The 22,859-nt window shown below is 72.8% G+C and carries 16 protein-coding genes; 7 read left to right on the top strand and 9 right to left on the bottom strand.

Going from position 1 to position 22,859, the window contains the following annotated elements; all coding sequences use genetic code 11:
* From GA0070609_RS15010 to GA0070609_RS14985, 6 genes are all read left to right on the top strand, one after another.
* A complete protein-coding gene (locus tag GA0070609_RS15010) occupies positions 1–969 on the top strand; it encodes a sugar phosphate isomerase/epimerase family protein (RefSeq protein ID WP_088994388.1) in 969 nt (322 codons plus the stop codon).
* Positions 966–2,168, top strand: coding sequence for a multicopper oxidase domain-containing protein (locus GA0070609_RS15005; protein ID WP_197700296.1), 1,203 nt, complete (start codon positions 966–968; stop codon positions 2,166–2,168). The genes GA0070609_RS15010 and GA0070609_RS15005 overlap by 4 nt, the downstream gene beginning before the upstream one ends.
* Positions 2,169–2,357: 189 nt before the next feature.
* Positions 2,358–6,395, top strand: a complete 4,038-nt coding sequence (locus GA0070609_RS15000; RefSeq protein WP_088994387.1) for a ThuA domain-containing protein — start codon at positions 2,358–2,360, stop codon at positions 6,393–6,395.
* 120 nt (positions 6,396–6,515) lie between these two features.
* Positions 6,516–7,103, top strand: coding sequence for a redoxin domain-containing protein (locus GA0070609_RS14995; protein WP_088994386.1), 588 nt, complete (start codon positions 6,516–6,518; stop codon positions 7,101–7,103).
* 2 nt (positions 7,104–7,105) lie between these two features.
* Positions 7,106–8,023, top strand: a complete 918-nt coding sequence (locus tag GA0070609_RS14990) for a cytochrome c biogenesis CcdA family protein (protein ID WP_088994385.1) — start codon at positions 7,106–7,108, stop codon at positions 8,021–8,023.
* A 190-nt stretch (positions 8,024–8,213) separates the two neighbouring features.
* Positions 8,214–10,187: a hypothetical protein gene (locus GA0070609_RS14985; protein WP_088994384.1), complete on the top strand. Its 1,974-nt coding sequence runs from the start codon at positions 8,214–8,216 to the stop codon at positions 10,185–10,187.
* A 120-nt stretch (positions 10,188–10,307) separates the two neighbouring features.
* On the opposite strand, the gene GA0070609_RS14980 is transcribed toward GA0070609_RS14985, so the two are convergent.
* On the bottom strand, positions 10,308–11,636 hold the full coding sequence (locus GA0070609_RS14980) for a radical SAM protein (protein WP_088994383.1): 1,329 nt from the start codon (positions 11,634–11,636) through the stop codon (positions 10,308–10,310).
* Positions 11,637–11,796: 160 nt separating this feature from the next.
* Complete coding sequence (locus GA0070609_RS14975; RefSeq protein WP_088994382.1) at positions 11,797–13,674, bottom strand: transketolase; 1,878 nt, start codon at positions 13,672–13,674, stop codon at positions 11,797–11,799.
* Positions 13,675–13,885: 211 nt separating this feature from the next.
* Here GA0070609_RS14975 and GA0070609_RS14970 point away from each other — a divergent pair, with 211 nt between their 5' ends.
* Positions 13,886–15,151, top strand: coding sequence for an MFS transporter (locus GA0070609_RS14970; protein ID WP_088994381.1), 1,266 nt, complete (start codon positions 13,886–13,888; stop codon positions 15,149–15,151).
* A gap of 80 nt (positions 15,152–15,231) precedes the next feature.
* On the opposite strand, the gene GA0070609_RS14965 is transcribed toward GA0070609_RS14970, so the two are convergent.
* The 7 genes from GA0070609_RS14965 to GA0070609_RS14935 form a co-directional block, all read right to left on the bottom strand.
* Positions 15,232–17,619: a WD40/YVTN/BNR-like repeat-containing protein gene (locus GA0070609_RS14965; protein ID WP_088994380.1), complete on the bottom strand. Its 2,388-nt coding sequence runs from the start codon at positions 17,617–17,619 to the stop codon at positions 15,232–15,234.
* Between the two features lie 165 nt (positions 17,620–17,784).
* Complete coding sequence (locus GA0070609_RS14960) at positions 17,785–18,282, bottom strand: GNAT family N-acetyltransferase (RefSeq protein WP_088994379.1); 498 nt, start codon at positions 18,280–18,282, stop codon at positions 17,785–17,787.
* Positions 18,283–18,297: 15 nt separating this feature from the next.
* The gene (locus GA0070609_RS14955) at positions 18,298–18,765 is read right to left on the bottom strand and encodes a hypothetical protein (RefSeq protein ID WP_088994378.1); all 468 of its coding nucleotides are present in this window, start codon (positions 18,763–18,765) and stop codon (positions 18,298–18,300) included.
* 17 nt (positions 18,766–18,782) lie between these two features.
* The gene (locus GA0070609_RS14950; protein WP_088994377.1) at positions 18,783–19,664 is read right to left on the bottom strand and encodes a carbohydrate ABC transporter permease; all 882 of its coding nucleotides are present in this window, start codon (positions 19,662–19,664) and stop codon (positions 18,783–18,785) included.
* Entirely contained in the window at positions 19,661–20,671 is a 1,011-nt protein-coding gene (locus GA0070609_RS14945) for an ABC transporter ATP-binding protein (protein WP_088994376.1), read from the bottom strand. Before GA0070609_RS14945 ends, GA0070609_RS14950 begins: the two co-directional genes overlap by 4 nt.
* Complete coding sequence (locus GA0070609_RS14940; protein WP_231928781.1) at positions 20,671–21,972, bottom strand: ABC transporter substrate-binding protein; 1,302 nt, start codon at positions 21,970–21,972, stop codon at positions 20,671–20,673. Before GA0070609_RS14940 ends, GA0070609_RS14945 begins: the two co-directional genes overlap by 1 nt.
* A complete protein-coding gene (locus GA0070609_RS14935; protein ID WP_088994375.1) occupies positions 21,969–22,823 on the bottom strand; it encodes a carbohydrate ABC transporter permease in 855 nt (284 codons plus the stop codon). The genes GA0070609_RS14940 and GA0070609_RS14935 overlap by 4 nt, the downstream gene beginning before the upstream one ends.
* Positions 22,824–22,859 lie beyond the last annotated feature (36 nt).

Here is a 22,859-nt window from a genome sequence, read left to right as displayed (position 1 = left end):
ATGGCGAAACACAGGATCGACCGCCGGGCGCTGCTGCGCGGCCTCGCCGGCTCCACCGTCGCGGTCGGCGCCGCCAGCCTCGCCGGCGCGCTGCCCGCCGCGGCATCCGGCGGCGCCTCGAACGGGCACCTGGTGCCGCGCGGGCACCTGGGCATCCAGCTCTACAGCGTCCGCGACAAGATCGCGCAGTTCGGCTTCGCGGCCGTGTTCGAGGAGCTGTCCCGGATCGGCTACCGGGAGGTGGAGTTCGCCGGCTACACCCAGGGCGCGGTCGGCCCGATCACGCCGGCGCAGATCCGCCAGCTGCTCGACGACAACGGGCTGAAGGCGGCCGGCAGCCACCGCGGGCTCGGTGACTTCCGCAACAACCTGGAGTGGGAACTGGACGTCGCCGAGACGCTCGGCATGCCGGCCATCGGCACCGCCTCGGCGCCCACCGGCAACCGCACCATCGCCGGTTACCAGGCCGCCGCCGCCGAGTTCAACACCTGGGGCGCCGCCGCCGCGGCCCGCGGGATCAAGCTCTACCAGCACAACCACACCATCGAGTTCAGCTTCGCGCTCGACCGGCCCGACGTGCGGCTGTACGACCTGTTCCTGGAACTCACCGACCCCCGGTACGTGTTCCTGGAGCTGGACATCCTGTGGGCGTACGGCGGCGCCCGCAAGTACCCGGGGTTCCGCCCGGTGGACTACGTCAAGGCCCAGCCGCACCGGTTCCCGCTGTTCCACGTCAAGGACGGCGTCCCGCTGCCCGACCCGCAGCAGGGCAACTCCTACCTGGACGTGGAGTTCGGCGCCGGCACCATCCCGTTCGCCGAGTTCTTCACCGAACTCGACGGCGGTGGCCGGTTCACCTACCTCTGGGAGCAGGACACCGCACCGAACGCCCAGCCGAACCCGCCCGGCTCGCTGGGCGCCGCCGAGCGCAGCTACCAGCGGATCGTCGACCTGCGGGGTGAACGGTGAGCGCCTGGCGGCTGGTCGAGGACCCGCCACCGTCGGTCGACGGCGGCGCGACCGGCGACGACCGGGGCGAGCCGCGTCGGCCCCGCTCCAGCGCCCGCCGGCTGCTGGTGGTGGCGGCCACCGTGCTGCTCACCGTGGTCGGCGCCGGCGGCCTGGCGACCGCCCGCACCGGATCGTTCTTCGCCGAGCGGCCGGAGGGCTGCGCCAAGCCGGACCGCACCATGCAGCTGTACGCGGTGGAGCTGACCAAGGACGGCACGCAGGTCCGGCTCGGCTACGGCCTCACCCCGCAGACCGCCTCCTACCCGGGCCCCACCATCGAGATGACCGAGGGCGAGTGCCTGGCCATCACGGTGCACAACCAGGTGCCCGCGGCCACCCTGGAGCAGCTGCGCACCGACCCGGCGCACCCGCTCGGCGTCTCGCTGCACGTGCACGGGGTGAAGTACACCCAGCTCTCCGACGGCACGGTGCAGTCCGGCTCGTTCGTGCCGCCCGGCGAGTCGCGCACATACACCTGGTTCGCCCAGCAGCGCAACAAGAAGACCGGCGCGCCGGGCACGGCCGGCCACTGGTGGTACCACGACCACGTGGTGGGTGGCCCGCACGGCACCCAGGGCCTCGGCGCGGGGCTCTTCGGCGGGCTGGTGGTCCGCCGCCCCGGTGACCCGAAGCCCGACCGCACCTACACCGTGGTCTTCGGTGACCGGCAAAGCATCAACCTGCGCCGGGGCGCTGCCGCCGACACCTGCGACGCGCAGCAACCGCAGCCGGGACCGACCTGCCTGGTCGCCCGCAAGGGCGAGAAGGTGGAGTTCATCGTCGTCGGCATCGGCAACGACATGCACACCTTCCACCTGCACGGGCACGCCTGGGCGGACAACCGCACCGGGGTGCTGCCCAACGGGGAACCCTTCGCCGACCTCGTCCAGACCATCGACAACAAGCCGCTCGGCCCCGGCGACTCGTTCGGCGTCACGGTGACCGCCGGCGCCTCGGTGGGCCCGGGCCACTGGATGCTGCACTGCCACATGCAGTTCCACTCCGACGGCGGCATGTCGACGATGCTGCACGTCCTGGACGAGAACGGGAACATGCCGCCCGGCCACGACCACTCCCACGCCCACCCGGCCGGCGGCACCGCGGCCGGCGCCACCACCGGCGCGGACACCGCCGCCGGGCAGCACCAGCACAAGTGACGCCGGCGGCCGCCGCGCCGCCGACGAGGGCCGGTGGCTGCCGGTCCGTCCGGAGCTGAACGGACCGGCAGCCGCCACCGGCGCGGGCCACCGCCGTGGTCCGCGCCCGCCAACCCCGACCGCACCGCCTTCTGCTCGAACCGCTCGGACAACGCACCTCCGCCACACCTCACCTGTGAAGGAGTCGAGATGGCTCAGCACCGCTCCCGGCTGTCCAGATGGGTCGGACGCCCACCCGTCGACGTCACAGCCTCCCCACCACCCACCCGACGGGTCGTACGACGCAGCGGCGCGCTCGCCGCGAGCGCCGTGCTGGCGCTCGGGCTGCTGGCCCTGCCCGCGCAGGCCGCCGCCCCGGCACCCGTGCAGGCCGCCGCCGCCGAGGCCGCGGCGGCGGTGAAGCTGCTGGTCTTCCACGGCCCGGTCGACCAGCAGGACGACCCGGTCGGCAAGGCCGTCGACGCGATCCGGAGCCTGGGCGGCGAGCACGGCTTCGCCGTCGACGCCTCCGCCGACCCGGGCGTGTTCACCGTCGGCAACCTGGCCCGGTACCGGGCCGTGGTGTTCCTGTCCGCCAACGGGGTCGCCCTGAACGACGCCCAGGAGGCGGCGTTCCAGGCGTACATCAAGGGCGGCGGCGGCTTCCTCGGCGTACACGACGCGGCCCGCGCCCAGCCCAGCTCCGCCTGGTTCACCGGGCTGATCGGCACCCGACCGGCGGCCGGCCTGCCGAACGCCGAGAAGCCCGTTTCCGCCACGGCGAGCGCCGAGAACCCGCCGAACGAGACGGCGGCGAAGGCGATCGACGGCTCGACCGGCACCAAGTGGCTGACCTTCAACCCGACCGGCTGGCTCGCGGTCAAGCTGGCCAAGCCGGTGGTGGTCAGCCGGTACGCGCTCACCTCGGCCAACGACTTCCCCGGCCGGGACCCGAAGAACTGGACCCTGCAGGGCTCCGCGGACGGCAACTCCTGGACCGACCTGGACACCCGCAGCAACGAGACCTTCCCGCAGCGGTTCCAGACCCGGCAGTTCAGCTTCACCAACGACAAGGCGTACCAGCACTACCGACTCAACGTCACCGCGAACAGCGGGGAGCCGCTGGTGCAACTGGCCGAGCTGTGGCTGATCGGCCCGGACGCCGGCCCGCCGCCGGACAGCACGGTGCAGGAGGCGGTGGTCGACCTAACCGACCGGCAGCACCCGGCCAACGAGGGCCTGCCGCTGACCATGAAGCGGTCCGACCAGTGGATCAACTGGGACCCGAGCCCGGTCGGCCGGGTGCACACCGTCGCCCAGGTCGAGGAGGGCACCTACAACCCGGGCCTGAGCGGCAACGGCGCCTTCCACCCGATCTCCTGGTGCCAGGACTACGACGGCGGCCGGTCCTTCTACACCGGCATGGGCCGCACCGAGGCCAGCTACACCACCGACAAGCAGTTCCGCAGCCACCTGCTCGGCGCGATCCGGTGGACCGCCGGCCTGGTCCGCGGCGACTGCCAGGCCACCGTCGCGTCGAACTACCGGATCGAGCGGCTGACCACCACCAACCAGCCCGGACAGCTCGACCAGATCGGCGAGCCGCACGGCCTGACCATCGCGCCGGACGGCACGGTGTTCTACATCGGCAAGGCGGCCTGCCCGTCCGGGCCGGTGGTCAGCTGGGACGACCCGAGGGTCGGCCTCGGCTGCGGCACCATCCACCGGTGGGACCCGAAGACCAAGCAGGTCAAGCTGCTCACCACGCTGGCCGTGATGGGCAACCGGGGCAGCGGCAGCGAACTGGTCAAGAACGAGGAGGGCCTGGTCGGCATCACGCTGGACCCGAAGTTCGCGCAGAACGGCTGGGTGTACGTCTACTGGATGCCGCACGAGTCGATCGACCGGGTCAAGCGGATCGGTCAGCGGACGGTGTCCCGGTTCACCTACGACGCCGCCAAGCAGACCATCGACCAGAGCACCCGTAAGGACCTGCTGCACTGGGACACGCAGATCCACAGCTGCTGCCACGCCGGTGGCGGCATGACCTTCGACGAGTCCGGCAACCTCTACATCGGCACCGGTGACAGCAATTCCTCCGGTGGCTCGAACGGCTACTCCGGCAACAACTGGACGCAGGAGTACCAGGGCGTGTCGTTCCAGGACGCCCGCCGTACCTCCGGCAACACCAACGACCTGAACGGCAAGATCCTTCGGATCCACCCGGAGTCCGACGGCACGTACACCATCCCGCCGGGCAACCTGTTCACCGGCAACGAGGAGGGTGGCGGCAAGACCCGCCCGGAGATCTACGTGATGGGCGTGCGGAACATCGCCCGGATCGCCTGGGACCCGGTCAACGACTGGCTGACCGCCGCCTGGGTCGGCCCGGACGCCGGCGCCCCGAGCCCCGAGCTCGGACCGGCGAAGTACGAGACGGCCACCATCATCACCTCCGCCGGCAACCAGGGCTGGCCGTACTGCATGGGCAACCGGCAGCCCTACCGGGACCGCAGCAACACCGACGCCAACGTGCTCACCGGCTGGTACGACTGCGACAACCTGAAGAACACCTCCCCGCGTAACACCGGCCTGGTGAACATCCCGCCGGCACGGGACAACATGATCTGGTACTCGCCCCAGGGCGGTGGCCCGGTCTTCCCGAAGCGCGCCGACGGCAGCGGGCTGCCGACGTACCAGGTCGGCGACGAGACCTTCACCCAGCCGTACCTCAAGGGCGGCGGCCAGGCCATCATGGACGGCCCGACGTACCAGCGGGAGAACGTCGACGTCGACAGCGGCGTCGCGTGGCCGGAGTACTGGGACGACAAGTGGTTCATCGGTGACCAGTCCAACGCCAACAACCGGGTCGCGGTGACCGTCGACAAGAGCAAGGTCGACAGCCACGGGCCGCCGGCGTTCGCCGAGGACCTGCGCAGCATCATCCGCTCCGGCAGCGGCGGCACCCAGCTGCAGTCCTGGATGGACGCCAAGTTCGGCCCGGACGGCGCGTTGTACATGCTGGACTACGCCGGCGGCTTCTTCAGCCTGCACGCCAACCAGAAGCTGATCCGGGTCGCCTACCAGGGCGGGCCGGCGACGCCGAACCCGAACCACGCCACCGCGCGGGCCGTCGCGCAGAGCAACCCGAAGACCATCGCCTTCTCCAGCGCGAAGGCCGGCGGCGTGGCCTGGGAGTGGAACTTCGGTGACGGCAGCGCGCCGTCGCGCGAGGCCAACCCGACCCACACCTACGCGAAGTTCGGCACCTACCAGGCGACGGTCAAGGTGACCTACGCCGACGGAGAGGTGGCCACCGGCAAGGTCCAGGTGGTGGTCGGGTGTGCCGCGCCGGACACCCGCACGACGGTGCGGATGCTCGACACCGACACCGGGGTGACCAACCACGAGGTGGGCGGCGACTGCACGGTCAACGACCTGATCGACGACGAGCGCATGTGGACCGACCACGGTCAGTTCGTCAGCCACGTCGCCAGCGTGGTGGGCGACCTGCGCAAGGCCGGCGTCCTCGACAACCGCGAGGCGTCCGCGTTGCAGAAGGCCGCTGCCCAGTCGGCGATCGGCAAGGTCCCCGGCTACCAGCCGATCTTCGACGGCAGCGCGCAGTCGCTGGCCGACTGGCGGCAGGCGCCCGGCGGATCGTTCACGCTCCAGCCGGACGGCTCGATCCGCAGCTCCGGTGGGCTCGGCATGCTCTGGTACGCCAAGCAGGAGTTCGCCGACTTCTCGCTGCGGTTGCAGTTCCGGGACGTGTCCACCGGCAACACGTACGCCAACAGCGGCGCGTTCGTCCGGTTCCCGGACCCGCGCACGCCGCTGGAGGAACGGCCGGCCGACAGTTGCGGCACGGTCGGCTCGGCCCGCAGTTCCCAGGCCTGGGTGGCGATCTACTGCGGTCACGAGATCCAGATCTACGACGGGCCCACCGGTGAGCCGCAGAAGACCGGGTCGGTCTACAACTTCGACCCGATCGGGCTGGACCAGGCCGGCGTGACGCCGAAGGGCCAGTGGAACGACTACGAGATCCGGGTGGTCGGGCAGCACTACACGATCACCCGCAACGGGGTCGTGATCAACGAGTTCGACAACACGCCGGGCAAGGCGTCGTCCCGCCAGGGCGACCCGCCGACCGACCTGCGCCAGTTCCTCAGCGGGTTCGTCGGGTTGCAGAACCACGGCACGAACGACCTGATCGAGATCCGCAACGTCCGGGTCAGGGAGCTGTAGCGAACTCCGGGCCGGGTGCGGAGGCGACCTGCTCCGCGCCCGGCCCGGCCGCGCGTCCGGCTCCGTTCCGTAACCGGTCGGTAAGGACGGTGGAGCGGATGGGCCGACTACCATCCGATCATGCCCGGTGCCCGTGCCGCCACTGTCCCGATCGCGACGCTGCTCACCGCCGCCGTCCTCGCTCTCACAGCCTGCGGCGGTGCCGAGGAGCGGCCCGCCGCCCCGAGCGGCGCGACCGCCACGTCGGTCGACGCGGCACCGTCGACCGCGGCGGCGCCGAGCCCCGGCGCGACCGCGGGTGCGCTTCCGGAGACGATCTCGTTCAGCGCACGGACGATCGACGGTGGGACGTTCGCGGGCAGCAGCCTCGCCGGCAAGCCGGCGGTGCTGTGGTTCTGGGCCGCGTGGTGCAGCCGGTGCCGAGGGGTGGCCGGCGAGGTGGCCGCCGTGCAGCGGGACAATGCGGCGCGGGTCAACCTGATCGGTGTCGCCGGGCTGGGTAGTGGCGACGAGGCGATGCGGCGGTTCGCCCGGGACACCGGCATCGACGGCTTTCCCAATCTTTCCGACGACGACGGCCAGGTGTGGCGCCGGTTCAAGGTCACCAGCCAGGAACACTACGTGCTGCTGGACTCCGCCGGCACCGTCGTGTACTCGGGTCCACTGTCGCAGCCGGAACTGCGCAACCGGGTCAGCGGGCTGAGCTGAGCATGCCCGACGCCCCGTACGGTCTCGCGCTGGGTGCCGGCCTGCTGGCCGCGGTGAACCCGTGCGGGTTCGCGCTCCTGCCCGCGTACCTGTCGGTGCTGGTCCTGGGCGACGGTCCGGCGGCGGCCCGGGCACCGTTCGCCCCGATCGGCCGGGCGCTCGCGCTCACCGGCGCGATGACCGTCGGTTTCGTCGCGGTGTTCGGCACGTTCGGGCTGCTCGCCGCGCCGGCGGCGGACGCCGTGGCCCGGCGGGTGCCGTGGGTGTCGATACTGATCGGGCTCGCCCTGGTGGCCGCCGGGGGCTGGCTGCTGGCCGGCCGGCAGTTGCCCACCTTCGCGCCCCGACTGGCCACCGGGCCGGCGGTCCGACGGCGGTTCACCTCGATGGTGCTGTTCGGCGCGGCCTACGCCATCGCCTCGCTCGGCTGCACCATCGGCCCGTTCCTGGCCGTCGTGGTCGCGGGCTTCCGTGCCGGGTCCGCCCTCTCCGGCGTCGGCCTGTTCCTGGCGTACGCGCTGGGCATGGGACTCGCGGTCGGGATCGCCGCGCTGGCCGTCGCGCTGGCCCGGGAGTCCCTGGTCCGCCGCACCCGTCGCGCCGCACCGCTGCTCGGCCGCCTCGCAGGTCTGCTCCTCGTGCTCACCGGCTGCTACGTGGCGTGGTACGGCTGGTACGAGATCCGACTCTTCGCCGGCGCCGGCGGTGTGGACGACCCGGTCATCGACGCGGCCGGCGCGATCCAGACCACGATCAGCGGTTGGCTGGCCGAGATTGGTCCGGGGACGGTCGCGGCGGTCGCTCTGGTGCTGCTCGCCCTGTCCGCCGGCGCCGCTCTGCTCCGCCTGCGCCGCACCCCGGCCGACCCGGAGAAGCGCCGGGCACCTGGCCGGGACCAGGGTCGGCAGCCCACCCGCTGACCATCCGCCATCGCGCCGCTGGCTCCGCGAGGAATCGTTCGCCGGATAAGGGCTGCGGCCGTAACCGCCTGCGACCGCAGTCAGGCAACCCATGACCAGGGAGCCAAGCGAGGCATCGGCACGCCGTACACGGTTGACCTTCGATGTATCGAGATTTACGGTGGCGACCGTAATCGGAGAAGGGATGCCTATGCCGTTCACTGGACGGCGCCGCCTGGCGCCGATCGCGATCCTGGCGACGCTGGTCGCCGCCACAGCCGTACCCGCCACCCCCGCGCTCGCCGCCGCGGCGACCGAGACCCTGGTCGGCGTACCCCACCACAACCTGGCCATCTACGGAGCCACCTTCGGCTCCACCCCGACCGGCGACTACGCGTACGCCGTGGCGCGCGGCACCACCGGCGCGCTCAACGTCATCGACACCCGCACCGCGACGGTGGTCCGGACCCTGCCGCTGCCGGGCGCGGGCGGCTCGTGGGGCGGCACCGTCACCCCGGACGGCACCGCGTACATCGGGGCCGACAGCAAGCTGTTCCGCTACCGCCCCGGCGCCGACCACGTGGAGGACCTGGGGTCGCCGGCGCCGGGGGAGACGGCGACCTGGCGCCTGGCGAACGACGGGAAGCGGGTCTTCGTCGGCACCTTCCCCACCGGCAAGGTCTACTCCGTCGACCACCGCACCGGAGCGGTCCGCGACTACGGGCAGGTCTGGCCCGGCGAGCAGTACGTGCGCAGCATCAGCGTGGCGAACGGCAAGATCTACACCGGTCTGGGCACGGTCGCCCGGGTGGTCGAGATCGACGTCGAGTCCGGCGACCGGCGGGAGATCCCGCTGCCCGAGCAGTACCGCGCCGAGCAGTTCGTCTACGACCTCGACGTCCACCACAAGACGCTCTTCGCCCGGGTGACCAACAGCAACCGGGTGCTCGTGCACGACCTGACCACCGGCGAGTGGATCGCCGAGCTGGGCAACGGCCGCGGGCTGGACTTCTCCACCCCGGACGACGACGGCAACGTCTACTTCGCCTCGACCTCGGCTCGGCTGATGGCGTACAACCTGAAGACCCGGACGCTCACCCCGACCGCCTTCACCGGGTACGGCACGTCCCGCGGGTTCGGCTGGACCCACCTCGGTGGACCCGAGTGGCGCGGCCGGACCCTCGTCACCATCGACCTCAGCGGCAAGATGTACTACTTCAACCCGATGACCGGGGCGAAGAAGGTGGTGACCGTGCCGGTCCCGGGCCTGCCCGCCCAGTTGCAGACGCTCGAGGCCGGCCCGGACGGCAGGATCTGGTCCAGCGCCTACCCCAGCGGTGGGATCACCTCCTACGACCCGGCGACCGGCGCCTTCGCCGAGAACGCCAACGCGCTGGGCCAGGCCGAAGGGCTGCTCTCCTACCAGGGCAAGATCTACGCCGGCGTCTACCCCGGGGCGAACCTGTTCGAGCTCGACCCGACCAAGCCGATCGTGCGCGGCACCAACCCGCGCCAGTTCGCCTCGCTGCGCACCGACCACCAGGACCGGCCGTTCGCCATCACCGGCGTCGGCGATCGGATCGCGTTCGGCACCATCCCCGAGTACGGCCAGCTCGGCGGGGCGCTCGCCCTGGTCGACCCGGTCACCGGGGCCAAGGAGGTGCACCGCGACGTCGTACCGCAGCAGAGCGTGACCGCGCTGGCCACGGTCGGGAACCTGGTGCTCGGCGGCACCGGGATCTGGGGCGGCCTGGGCATCGCGCCGACCCAGACCGAGGCGAAGCTCTTCCTCTGGGACCCGGCGACCGCGACGAAGGTCTGGGAGGGCCCGGCGATCCCGGGGGCCAAGGCGATCACCCGACTGATCGTCGCGCCGGACGGCCGGGTATGGGGGTCGACCGTCGGGACGCTCTTCGAGTTCGACCCGGCGAGCCGGACGGTGGTCAACACCGTCGAGGTGGAGCCCTTCGACTGGAACATCGACCACGTCTGGCGCAGCGACCACCTGGCGGTCGCGCCGGACGGCGCGGTCTGCGGCAACTTCTCGACCACCGTCGCCTGCGTGGACCCGACGACGCTGGCGGTGGAGAAGCTGGCCACCGGCATCACCGACGTGTGGACCATGGACGCCGCCGGCGTCATGTACTACGCCCGGGGCGGCGAGCTGTACAAGCTCACCCGCTGAGCATCGTGGCCCGGGCGGGCGGCGGTCACCGTCACCCGCCCGGGTCGCGGCGGCGCCGGACCGCGCCGGCCGCCGGGTCGCCGCGAAGCTACCCGCCCACCCGGGGACCGGCCGGCCGGCCTACGCCGGCTGGGCGGCCTGGTCGGGCTCGGCGGGCAGGCTGTCCATGAACGAACTGACCGAGAAGACCGCGTTGCCGGGGCCGGCCGGGCCGTACCCGGGCGGGCTGGACAGGCCGTGCGCCTCCATCGTCGCCCGGTACACCTCCAGCAGCCGGATGTGGTACTCCAGCGGGGCGCCCTGCGGGTTGGTGCGGCCCAGCGGGGTGGTCGGCTCCGGGCACCAGGTGGTGAACCGCGGCGTGATGCCGCGGGACATGAAGAACTCCAGCCCCTCGGCGGTCGAGGCGATCGCCTCGTCGACGGTGGTGAAGCCGAACGGCGCCGCCATCTCGACGCCCGCGACGAAGTTGGGGATCACGTTGCGGGGGCCGAAGATCTCGGCCGAGTCGAGGATCCGGCGGTGCCACTCCTCGCGGCCGACGTACCGCTCCTTGCCGGGGCAGTACAGCTCGAACAGCCGCTTGTCCCAGACCTCGTAGTTGGGGTGGTAGATGCGGATGCCGTAGTCGTGGAAGCGCTGCACGTCGGCCTTCGGCAGCGCCTGGGCGACCACCTTGCCGATCCACCGGCCGGGGAACCGCTCCTCGATCGCCTTGGCGTACCGGCCGTAGAAGTCGGCCTCGCCGAGCCCCTCGACGGTGGAGGTGACGCTGCCGCCGGTCAGCGTGTACGCCCGCGAGGCGCCGAGCGTGTCGTACCGGTCGATGATCTCCATCGCCTCCAGCACCTCGGCGACCGGCTTCACCCCGGTGTACGGGCGCTTGGCCGCCTTGTGCTGGCGCCAGTTGTGGTTGATGTCGCAGTACTGGCACTCCTCCTTGGCGCCAAAGTACTGGCAGACCCGGAACACGGTCAGGTAGATCAGGTAGCCCCACTGGATGGTCGGGGCCACCTCCATCACCGACTTGCCGTTGGCCAGCGTGTGGCGGTAGTACTCCGGCATCGGCGGCAGGCCGACGTCGGCGATCGGGCGGTCGTCCAGGAACAGCCGCAGCACCCCGTCACCGCTGTCCTTGACCCGGTACGGCGAGTCGGGGTTGACCCGCACCGAGACGACCGTGCGGCGCAGCCCGTACGGGCCGCCGCTGAGCACGATCTCCTCCGGCGGCCGGCGCAGCGCCGCGGTGCCCAGCTCGGGCAGGGTCCGGTGATCGAAGGAGAAGATGAAGTACGACTTCGGCTTGACCTCGCCGCCCTCGTTGTCGGTCAGCGCCGAGTCGTCGAACGCCATGCCCCCGCGCAGCAGGTCTTCCTTGATCACCGCTTCCCGCGGCACGTGCGGGAACCGCCCCATCAGATCCTCGATGAGATCAGTGCGGGTCTGCATGACTCATTCCCCCCCGGTCCGCCGTCTACGTCGCCAGCGTCACCACATCACCTGCCGCCGACACCGCGTCGGCGGCGGGTGGTGATCGTGTCCCCCGTCACGCTACCGCTGCCCGCCGGCCGACCAGGAATCCACCGGCCGTCGGTCCGGTGGGGGAGGGTCAGCTGGTCCGGGCGAGCAGGGCGCGGGTGGCGGTGACGATGGCGCTCACGCCGATACCGGCCTGGTCCATCAGCTCGGTGGGAGTCCCGGAGGTGGGCAGCCCGCGGACCGCCAGCCGGCACACCTGCGCCGGTACGGCCAGGTCCGCCAGCGCCTCCAGCACGGCCGAGCCGAGGCCACCCTCCGGGTAGTGGTCCTCGACGACCACCAGCCGGCCGCCGGTGTCCCGGGCGGCGTCGAGCAGCCGCTCGGAGTCCAGCGGCTTGACCGAGTACAGGTCGATGACCCGGGCCTCGATCCCCTCGCCGGCCAGCTGCTCCGCGGCGGCGAGGCAGTTGTGCGCGGTCACCCCGGCGCCGATCAGCGCGACGTGGTCGTGCCCGCCGCCGCGCAGCAGCTTGCTGCCGCCGATCGGGAAGGTCTCGTCGTTGTCGTAGAGCACCGGGTGCCCACCCCGGGTGGTGCGCAGGTAGGTGATCCCCGTGCAGTCGACCATCTGCGCGACGAGGGCGGCGCAGGACACGGCGTCGCTCGGGTAGAGCACTGTCGAACCGTGGATGGCGCGCATGGCGGCCAGGTCCTCCAGCCCCATCTGCGAGGGACCGTCCGCCCCGATCTCCACCCCGGCGTGCGAGCCGCACAGCGCGATGTCGGCGCGGGAGATGGCGGCCATCCGGATGAAGTCGTACGCGCGGGAGAGGAACGCCGCGAAGGTCGAGGCGAAGGGCCGGTAGCCGCGCACCTGGAGCCCGACCGCCGCCGCGACCATCTGCTGTTCGGAGATGAACATCTCGAAGAACCGGTCGGGGTGGGCCTCGGCGAACCGGTCGGACCGGGTGGAGTCGCTGACCTCGCCGTCCAGGGCGACCACGTCCGCCCGGGAGCCCAGCGCGCGCAGCGCGTCCCCGTAGGCGTTGCGAGTGGCGACCTTCGCCCCCTTGTCGTACCGCGGCAGCTCGGGCGGCCGGCGGTCGGGGGCGGGAGCGGGGGCGACCGGTTCGGGTCGCGGCCCGGTGACCCGGATCTGGCGTACCCCGCCGAGGGCCTCGACCGCCTGCTCGGCCTGCTCCGGCTTGATCGGCTTGCCGTGCCAACCCGGCTGGTCCTCGATGTCGGCCACCCCCTTGCCCTTGAGCGTGCGGGCGAGCACCACGGTGGGGCCGGTCGCCTGCCGGGCCCGGCCCAGCGCGTCGTCGATGGCGACCAGGTCGTGCCCGTCGATGACGATCGCCCGGCAGCCGAACGCCTCGACCCGGCGCCGGTAGGTGTCCAGGTCCCACTCCAGCTCGGTCTCACCGCGCTGCCCGAACCGGTTCACGTCGACGATCGCGGTCAGGTTGCGCAGCCCGTAGTGGCCGGCCTTGTCCAGCGCCTCCCAGATCGAGCCCTCGGCCGTCTCGCTGTCCCCGCAGAGCACCCAGACGTGCACCGGCAGCCGATCGAGGTGCTGGCCGGCCAGCGCGATACCGACCCCGACCGGCAGCCCCTGGCCGAGCGAACCGGTGGCGACGTCGACCCAGGGCAGCGCCGGCGTGGGGTGGCCCTCCAGCCGCGAGCCGAACCGCCGGTAGGTGTCGACCAGCTCCTGGTCGGTGATCGCGCCGACGGCCTTGAAGACCGCGTACAGCAGCGGCGAGGCGTGACCCTTGGAGAAGATCAGGTGGTCGTTGCCGCGGTTGCCCGGATCCGCCCAGTCGTAGCGCAGGTGCCGGGAGATCAGCACGGCGAGCAGGTCCGCGGCGGACAAGCTCGACGTCGGGTGCCCGGACCCGGCCTTCGTACTGCACCTGATCGCGTCCACCCGCAGCTGGGCGGCGAGCTCGGCCAGCTGGCCGACCTCCTCCTCGCGCAGCACGCGCTCCGCTTCCATGGTCATCGGTACCGCCTCCAGCCCTCGGGTGTCCGCGCCGGCCCAGCACGCCTGGGCCGTCCGGCCACACGGCTGGGCAGCTCTCCGCTGATCGGCTCGGCACCTACGGTAGTCAAGAACGCGGGTCGTCGTCCGGTAACACCGATTTGTGCGACCCGGCGGCCGGCGCTGGGCGAAGGCCCCGTGGCGGCGGTCGGCAGGCCGGAGACTCGGAGGCATGGCACAGGGTCCGGGACGCCCGGCCGGCGCCGGGCCCGCCGGGCGGTTGTCGGCGTGGCGGTTCGTGGTCTGGTTCGGTGCGGTGGCGATGCTGGCCGACGTCGTCTACGAGGGCGCCCGCTCCATCACCGGGCCGTTCCTCGCCCACCTGGGCGCCAGCGCCCTCGTGGTGGGCGTGGTCACCGGCGCCGGCGAGGCGGCCGCGCTGGTGCTCCGGCTGGTGTCCGGGCCGCTGGCGGACCGGACCGGGCGGTTCTGGGCGTGGGCCATCGCCGGGTACGGGCTCACCGTCGTCAGCGTGCCGCTGCTCGGGCTGACCTCGGTGCTCTGGGTGGCGTGCGCCCTGATCGTCGCCGAGCGGGTCGGCAAGGCCGTCCGGCAGCCCGCGAAGGACACCCTGCTGTCGCACGCCGCGGCGGTGACCGGGCGCGGTCGCGGGTTCGCCGTGCACGAGGCGCTGGACCAGGCCGGCGCGCTGGTGGGGCCGCTCGCGGTGGCCGGTGTGCTGGCGGCCACCGGGGACGACTACGGCCCCGCGCTGCTCGTCCTCGCCGTGCCGGGGGCGCTCGCCCTGGCGCTGGTGGTGTGGCTGCGGGTCCAGGTCCCCCGGCCGGTCCGCTACGAACGCGCCACGCCCGCCGAGCCGGGAGAGCGGACGTCGCGGCGGGTGCCGGGCGCCACCGAGGTCGCCCGGCTGCCGGTCCGGTTCTGGGCGTACGCCGGGTTCGCGGGGCTCACCATGACCGGGTTCGCCACGTTCGGCGTGCTTTCCTTCCACCTCGTCTCGGCGGGACTGCTCCCCGCCGCGGCGGTGCCCGTGCTGTACGCCGCGGCGATGGTCGTCGACGCGCTGGCCGCGGTGGCCACCGGCTGGGCGTACGACCGGTACGGCGCGGTCGTGCTGGTCGTCCTGCCGGTCGTGGCCGCGCTCGTGCCCGCGCTGGCCTTCTCGGCCACCGTCGGGATGGCGGTGGCGGGTGTGGTGCTCTGGGGCGCGCTGCTGGGCGTGCAGGAGTCGACGCTCAAGGCGACCGTGGCGGACCTGGTCGGGCCGGGCCGGCGCGCCACCGCGTACGGCGTGTTCGGTGCCGTCGTCGGGGTCGCCGCCGCGGCCGGCGGCGCGCTGGCCGGCGGGCTGTACGAGACGTCGGTGCCGCTGCTGGTGGCCGTGACGGGCGCCCTCCAGCTGGTGGCGCTGGGCGTGCTGGTCACCATCGTGCGCGGCCGGTGGGGGCCGCACCGCCCGCCCGGCGCCACCCGGTAGCCCGGCGCACGACAACCGGCGCCCAGACGCGAGCGGGGGTGTGGACGACGTTGTCCACACCCCCGCTCCCGGCTAGCGGATCACCCCGCCCGGCACGAGGCCAGCGCGCCGACCACGCCGACGCCCGGGTCCCGCAGCGGCAGCTTGGTCGACGCCGCCGGGCAGCGCGGCACGGTGAGGTCGTAGATGCCCCGGCCGAACGTCGCCGCGGTCAGCTGCCGGGTCGGCTCGTGGTAGCGCAGGTACATCACGGCCGCCTCCGGCAGGTCCGCGCCGAGCGCGGCCCACCCACCGCCGTTCCACGCCGAGACGAACACCCCGACGTCCGTGCCGACCAGCAGCAGCCCATCGGAGGTCGGCACCACCGAGTTGACCGGCGCGTCGGGCAGCCCCCGACCGATGTCGGTCCAGGTGCGGCCGCCGTCGCGGGTCACCATCACGTGCGGGCGGTCGCTGCCAGAGCGGAACGCCGAGAACGTCGCGTACGCGATGTTCGCGTCCTTCGGGTGCACCGCCACCCGGGTCACCCAGGTGCCGGGCAGCTGACCCGGGTCGACCTCGTTCCAGGACTGCCCGAGGTTGTCGGTCCACCACAGCTTGCCGTCGTCGGTGCCGACGTACAGCTTGTCGCCGTCGGTGGGCGCCGCCGCGATCGTGGTGATGGTGCCCCACGGGTAGCCGGACGGGTCGTTCGGACCGCCACCGGTGAGGTCCGGGCTGATCGCCGTCCAGGTGCGGCCGTTGTCGGTGGACCGGTTGACGATGTTCCCGGCGTAGTACATGACGTCCGGGTCGCTCGGGTCGAACTGCAGCGGGGTGAGCCAGTTGCGCCGGTCGGAGGTGGTCTGCCCCGCGCCGATGGACTGGCGCGGGCTGCCGCCGGCGGTCTCCGAGCGGTAGCAGGAGCCGTACTGGCTGCAGCCGAAGACGATGTTCGGGTTCTCCGGGTGGATGATCACCTGGAGGCCGTCGCCGCAGCCGATGGCGTTCCACGGGCCGCCCGGGCCGTTGTAGCCGCGGTTGCAGCCGTTGTCCTGGGCGCCGCCGACCTTGAGCGCCGGGTCGGTCTGCGCCACGTCGACCGTGTAGAACTGGGTGTACGGCTCGTAGGTCGACTTGACCCAGTTGCTCACCCCGTTGCTCTCCGAGCGGTAGAAGCCGCCGTCGTTGCCCAGGTAGGCCCGGCCCGGCACCTTCGGGTCCCAGCGCATCACGTGCTGGTCGGCGTGCACACCGCCGACGTTGCCGAAGCTCTGCCCGCCGTCGGTGGAGCGGCGCAGGTTCACCCCGGCGAGGAAGACGTGCTCGGCGTTGGCCGGGTCGACCCACAGCTTGCCGAACCACCAGCTGAAGGTGGACTGGGACGCCTGGTTGGCGTTGACCGGGGTCTGCGTCCAGGAGTCGCCGCCGTCGTCGGAGCGGTAGAAGGCGCGGAACGGGCCGAGCGCGGTGCCGACGTACGCGTACAGCCGGTCGGGGTCGCTGGGCGCCAGGGCGATGCCCCAGCGGCCCTGGTCGGCGTCGGTGGGCAGGTCGTTGGTCAGCCGCTGCCAGCTCTGGCCGCCGTCGTCGGAGCGCCACAGGCTGGAGCCGGGGCCGCCGTAGGTGCGCTGGTGCGGCTCGCGCAGGTGGTCCCACATCGCCGCGTACACCCGGGCCGGGTTGCTCGGGTCGATCAGCACCTCGGTGGCGCCGGTGGTCGGGTTCGGCGGGGCGAGCACCTGCCGCCAGCTGTCGCCGCCGTCGTCGGAGAGGTAGACGCCCCGCTCGCCGCCGGGGACGAAGAGGTTGCCGGCGGCCGCGGCGAAGATCCGGTCCTGGTCGCTCGGGTCGATGGCGAACCGGGCGATGGCGTGGCTGTCCGCCAGGCCGACGTGCTGCCAGGTCTTGCCGCGGTCGCGGGAGCGGTAGATCCCGTCGCCGCCGAAGGTGATCGAGCCGCCGCCGGGCTGGGCCTCGCCGGTCCCGGCGAAGAGCACCCCGTCGGTGGTCATCGCGACCGCGCCCATACTCTGCTGCCAGGTGTCCGGCCAGGCGGGCTCGAAGGTGGCCCCCGCGTCGCCGGAGCGCCAGACACCACCGGACGCGGCGGCGATGAAGACCTGGTCGGGCACCTGCGGGTCGACGGCGATGTCCACCACCCGGCCGCCGATGTTGCTCGGGCCGAAGAAGTTCCACTCCTGCTCGGCGAGGTGCCGGTAGACGTTGCGGGTGTGTGCGGCGAGCTGGTTCGCCTCGCCCCGCGCCCGGGCGTACTTGGCGGCGGACAGGTTGGTGCTGCCGTCGCTGAGCCGCTGCGCGGTCATCCACTCGGCGGGCAGCTCCATCGGGCCGGTGGGGGTGCTGGTGGCCAGCGCCCGCTCGCCGCTCGCCGACGGTACGGAGGTGGTCAAGGCGGCCGCGGTCAGCAGTGCGAGGACCGCCGCCACCGGCAGGACGCGTCTACCTCGGACGAGGCTGGGACTCATACGGCATCTCCCTGTCCACGTGCGGGTACGACCGGTATCAGTCGTCTGTCGCACGCTAGAGGGCGCGGTGAGCCACGTCACCAGGCAACTGTTGGGATTCCAGCCGTCGGCTTAGGACACCTGTCGAGCCGGGCCGCCATGCCCGTGGCCGTGCCACGGCGCTCGTCAGGAGGCGGGCGGCAGCGCGAGCCAGTCCTGCCAGGTGATGTCGCGGCCCAGGTAACGGGGCTGCCGGAACGGCCAGTCGGCAGCGATCCACCGCGGTACCAGGGCGTCGAGCGCGTGCTCCACCTCGCCGCCGACCAGGTCGTCGACCACCCACCAGGAGATTTCGCCGTCGGAGCCGGTGCGCTCCGGCGGGTCGATGTAGACGCAGCCGAGGATGGCCGTCTCCTCCTCGTCCAGCAGCGCATTGTTGAACGACTGGTGCGCGGCGATCTCCTGCTCGTGCCGCAACAGGTCGATGCGGTTCTCGTCGTAGGTCATCGTCTCCGCGGGCCAACCCCAGGCCGGACCGAAGATCTCCCACAGGCGCTCCCGGGAGCCCATCACGGCCGGGTAGTCGAGCGCGGCGTCCGCCTCCCGAATCGGCCGCAGGTGAAGCGCGGTGTCGGGCACGGGTACGCGGAGGGGATGGACGAAGTCGTCGGGCAGCCAGGTCATGGCAGCCGAGGCTACCTACCCGCTCTGGAACTCCGGCAGCCCCGCCTCCTCCGAGTCCGGCCCCACCACCGCGGTCAGCGTGGTGCCGTCGGCGCAGAGCGCGGCGGCCCGCAGGTACATCCGCCGCTGCTGCGCCCGGGTCAGCACCTCGGTCTCGAAGACCTCGTCCTCCACGCGCAGGAGTTCGATGTCGGCGCGGCCCTCGTAGTGGGCGCGGACGTCCAGCGGGGTCATCCGGATGGTGGCCTCCACCGTCGTCAGGGCCCCCTGCTCCACCACCGAGGTGACGCGCGCGTCGTCGGGCAGCACCAGGCCGGTGACCCGAGCGTCGACCTCCGGCTCGGTGTCCAGCGGCACCCGGTCGCAGCTGGGCAGGTTCGCCAGCATCCCGGGGCCCCGCCCGGTCGCCGGCGGGGTGTCCGTCCCGCCGCAGGCGACGAGCAGCGGAACCGTGGCGGCGACCGCGAGGACCCGGAGTCTCACCGCAGCAGGATGCCACCTCACCGCAGCACCCGCCAGCGCCGGACCATCAGCAGCAGGGCGGTGATGATGACGCCGGTGACCGCCATCAGCACCATCGAGATGAGCGCGCCGTAGGCGAAGCCGGAGAACTCGAAGGCCTGGTCGAAGATGTAGACCGGCAGGTAGAGCGTGGCGTTGGCGGGCCGCCCGTCGGTCAGCACGTACGCGGGGACGAAGTTCACCTGGAGGGTGAGGATGGTGTCCCGCACCGCCAGCAGCACCAGCACCGGGGCCAGCATCGGCAGGGTGAGCCGGCGCAGCTGCCCGAACGGCCCGCAGCCCTCCAGCGCCGCCGCCTCGTAGAGCCGGCCGTCGAGCAGTCGGCGGGCGGCCAGCACGACGATGAAGCCCTCACCGATCGGGAAGGCCAGCATCAGCACCACCGCCAGCCGGGCGGTGCCCGGTTCGGCGAGCCAGGTGAAGCCGGGATGGCCGAACAGGCCCAGCAGCTGGTTCAGCGGGCCGTACAGCGGGTTGAGCACCCAGAGGAAGAGCACCGCCAGCGCCACGTCGGGCACCACCGTCGGCAGGTAGACAGCGACCCGGAACCAGCGCCCGCCCGGGCGGGGCGCGGCGAGCAGCAGCGCCAGCCCCACCGCGGCGACCAGCCGCACCGGCACCGCCAGCGCCACGTGCAGCAGCGAGGCCCGCAGGCTGTCCAGCAGGAACGGGTCGTCGAGCAGTCGGCGCACGTTGGCCAGGCCGACGAACCGCGGATCCCGGGTGAGCCCGGTGTGGTCGGTGACGGCGTAACCGGCGTTGAGCAGGGCGGGCAGCGCGACCAGCAGCGCGACCGCCACCGCGTACGGGGCGAGGAACGCCCAGCCGGTCAGCGGTCGGCGGTTCCGGCCGCCGGTCACCGGCGCCGGCCCGTGTCGGCGTCGAACCGGTGGATCCGGTCCGGGTCGGGGCGCAGCCGGACCCGGTCGCCCGCGCGTACACCGGAACGCGGTCCGGTGCGGACGGTCAACCGGGTGCCGTCGGCGCATCGGGTCAGCAGCACCGCCTCGCTGCCGAGCGCCTCCACCGCGTCGACGGTGGCCTCGATTGGCCCGTCCGGGTCGAGCGCCAGGTTCTCCGGCCGTACGCCGAGGGTCAGCCCGGCGGCGCCGCCGAGCAGCCCGCCGCCGGGCACCAGGTTCATCGGCGGGCTGCCCAGGAAGGCGGCGACGAAGGTGTCCGCCGGTTCGTCGTAGACCTGCTGCGGTGGCCCGACCTGGCGGACCCGGCCCCGGTCCAGCACCGCCACCCGGTCGCCGAGGGTCATCGCCTCGGCCTGGTCGTGGGTGACGTGGATGGTGGTGGTGCCCAGGTCGCGGTGCAGGGCGAGCAGGTCGGCGCGGGTGGCGAAGCGCAGCGGCGCGTCCAGGCTGGCCAGCGGCTCGTCGAGCAGGTAGACGCTGGGCTCGCGGAGCAGGGCGCGGGCCAGCGCGACCCGCTGCCGCTGCCCGCCGGACATCTCGTCCGGGTGGCGGTCGAGCAGATCGGCGATGCCGAGCCGGTCGGCCGCCTCCCGGGCCCGCCGGTCGGCCTCGGCCCGCGGGACCCGGCGCACCCGCAGCCCGAAGGTCAGGTTGCCGAGCACGGTCAGGTGCGGGTAGAGCGCGTAGTCCTGGAAGACCATCGCCACGGCCCGCCGGTGCGGTGGCACCCGGGCCACGTCCTGGCCGTCGACCAGGACCCGGCCGCCGTCCGGCCGGTCCAGGCCGGCGATCAGCCGCAGCACCGTCGACTTCCCCGAGCCGGACGGCCCGACCAGGGTGAGCAGCTCACCGGCGCGTACCTCCAGGTCGATGCTGTCGAGGGCCCTGGTCCGCCCGTACGACCTGGTCAGTTCCTCCAGCCGGATCGCGCCGCGGCCGCCCATCAGCCCCCTCCGACCGGCAGGGCGAACAGTTGCCGGCTCTGCTCCTCCAGCCGGCGCAGCCCCTCCTCCCGGTCGATCCGGCCGTAGAACAGCTCCTCCAGCAGGGTGCCGGTCTCCTTCTCCACCCGCGACCAGGTGGCGGTGCGCGGGGTGGCCCGCAGGTGCGGCTCGGCGTCGAGGTAGACCCGCGCCGACTTCGGCGGCGCGGCCGGGTCCAGGAAGACGGGGGAGTTGGCCACGTCGAGCCGGGACGGGACGGTCCGGCCGGACTCGGCGAGGATCCGCTGCCCCTGCGGGCCCATCGCGAACTCGATGAACCGCCAGGCGTCGCCGTGCTCCGGCAGCCCGGCGCTCATGCAGTACGCGTCGCTGTGCAGGATCGACGCCGGCACGCCGCCCGGGGCGACCGGCAGCGGCGCCACGTCCCAGGTGAAGCCCTCGATGGTACGCAGCGTCGGCACGGCCACCCGGCTGTTGAGGTACATGCCGAGCGTGCCGCGCAGGAACCGGGCCTCGCTGGACTCGCTCTGCTCCTCGGCGTCCGGGGGCACCACCCGGTGCTTCAGTTGCAGGTCGAGGAACCAGTCGACGGCCGCCCGGGTGGCCGGGTCGCCGCGCAGCGTCAGCGCGGTCGGGCGGGCCGGGTCGTCGACGAGCTCGCCGCGGTTGGACCAGACGAACGGCGCGAGCCGGGGCACCGACGGTTCCACGCCCAGCCCGTAGCGGCCGTCCCGGGTCAGCGCGCGGGCGGTGGCGAGGAAGTCGTCCCAGGTCCAGCCGGCCTTGGGCAGCGGTACGCCGGCGGCGGCGAACAGGTCGGCGTTGTAGTAGACGACCAGCGAGGAGAGGTTCTGCGGCAGGCAGGTCAGCGCCTTGCCGTCGTACCGGAAGGCGTCCAGCGCCCGCGGGCTGAAGTCGCTCTCCTTGAGCACGGTGCTGCGCTCCAGGTAGGACTGCGCCGGCTCGATCGCCCCCTGGGCGGCGAACTGGCCGTAGCGGCGGTAGTTGAGCAGGAACACGTCCGGCGGCTTGCCGCCGGCGAACGCGGTGGTCAGCCGGGCCATCAGCTCGTCCTGGCCGGCCACCGGGGAGAGGTTGACGTCGACGTCGCGGTTGGCCTGCTCGAAGGCGGTGACCATGGTGCGGTAGCCGGCGATCTCCTCGGCGTCGCCGAAGAGCACCACCGTGATGCCCGACGCGTCCTCCGCGCGGTCACCGTCGCCGCAGCCGGCGGCGGCGTAGCCGAGCAGCAGGGCGGCCATGACCAGGCCCAGCCACCGTCGTGCCCCGGTGTTCGTCACCTGCGTCCTCCAGATCTCAGTGCGGCCAGTGGATCGTCGTTCAACAGCACCCGCTGCGCCAGCAGGAACACCAGCACGCACGGCACCGTGGCCACCACGCAGCCGGCCATCAGCAGCGGCCAGTCGGTGGGGTTGAGCAGGCGCAGGAACTGCAGGCCGAGCGGGTAGGTGTACCGGTCGCCGCTCTGCAGGTACAGCAGCGGGTCGATGAAGCTGGCCCAGTGGAAGGTGAAGGCGAGCACCGCCACCGCCAGGGTGGCCGGGCGGACCTGGGGCAGCGCCACCCGCCGCCACACCGTCAGCCAGCCCGCCCCCTCCAGCCGGGCCGCCCACAGTTGGCTGTCCGGCACCCCGCCGAAGCTCCAGGCGTAGAGCAGCACCAGGAACGGGCTGCCGGCCAGCGCCGCCGGGGCCAGCAGCGGCAGGTACGTGTCGACCACGCCGGCCAGCCGGAACAGCTCGAAGCGGGTGGCCCACACCGCGGTGACCGGCACCAGCAGCACCGCGAGCAGGCCGAGCACCACCCGCCGACGGGCGGTCGGGGTGAGCAGCCGCAGCCCGAAGCCGGTGAGCGAGGCGACGGCCACGGTCAGCGGCACGGCCAGCGCCACCACCAGCGCCGAGTTCGCCAGGTAGCGGAACAGCGGGATCAGCTCGGGCAGCCGGGCGTACGCGGCGAGCGTCGGCTCGGGCGGGAGGACCTCGAGCGTACGGGGCGGGGGCAGGCCGGCGGGGCGCAGCGAGCCGACCACCATGAACCACAGCGGGGCGGCGAACAGCGCCGCGAACAGGGCCGGCACCACGAAACGCCCGATGATCCGCGGGATCGTGGCGCGACCCGACAACCGCACGTCGCCGAACCTATGGCGGCCGGGCCGGCGAATCAT

The organism is Micromonospora echinaurantiaca (assembly GCF_900090235.1).
Lineage (GTDB): Bacteria > Actinomycetota > Actinomycetes > Mycobacteriales > Micromonosporaceae > Micromonospora > Micromonospora echinaurantiaca.
The sequence above is the reverse complement of the archived record's forward strand: the minus strand, read 5'-3'. Positions and strand labels throughout refer to the sequence as shown.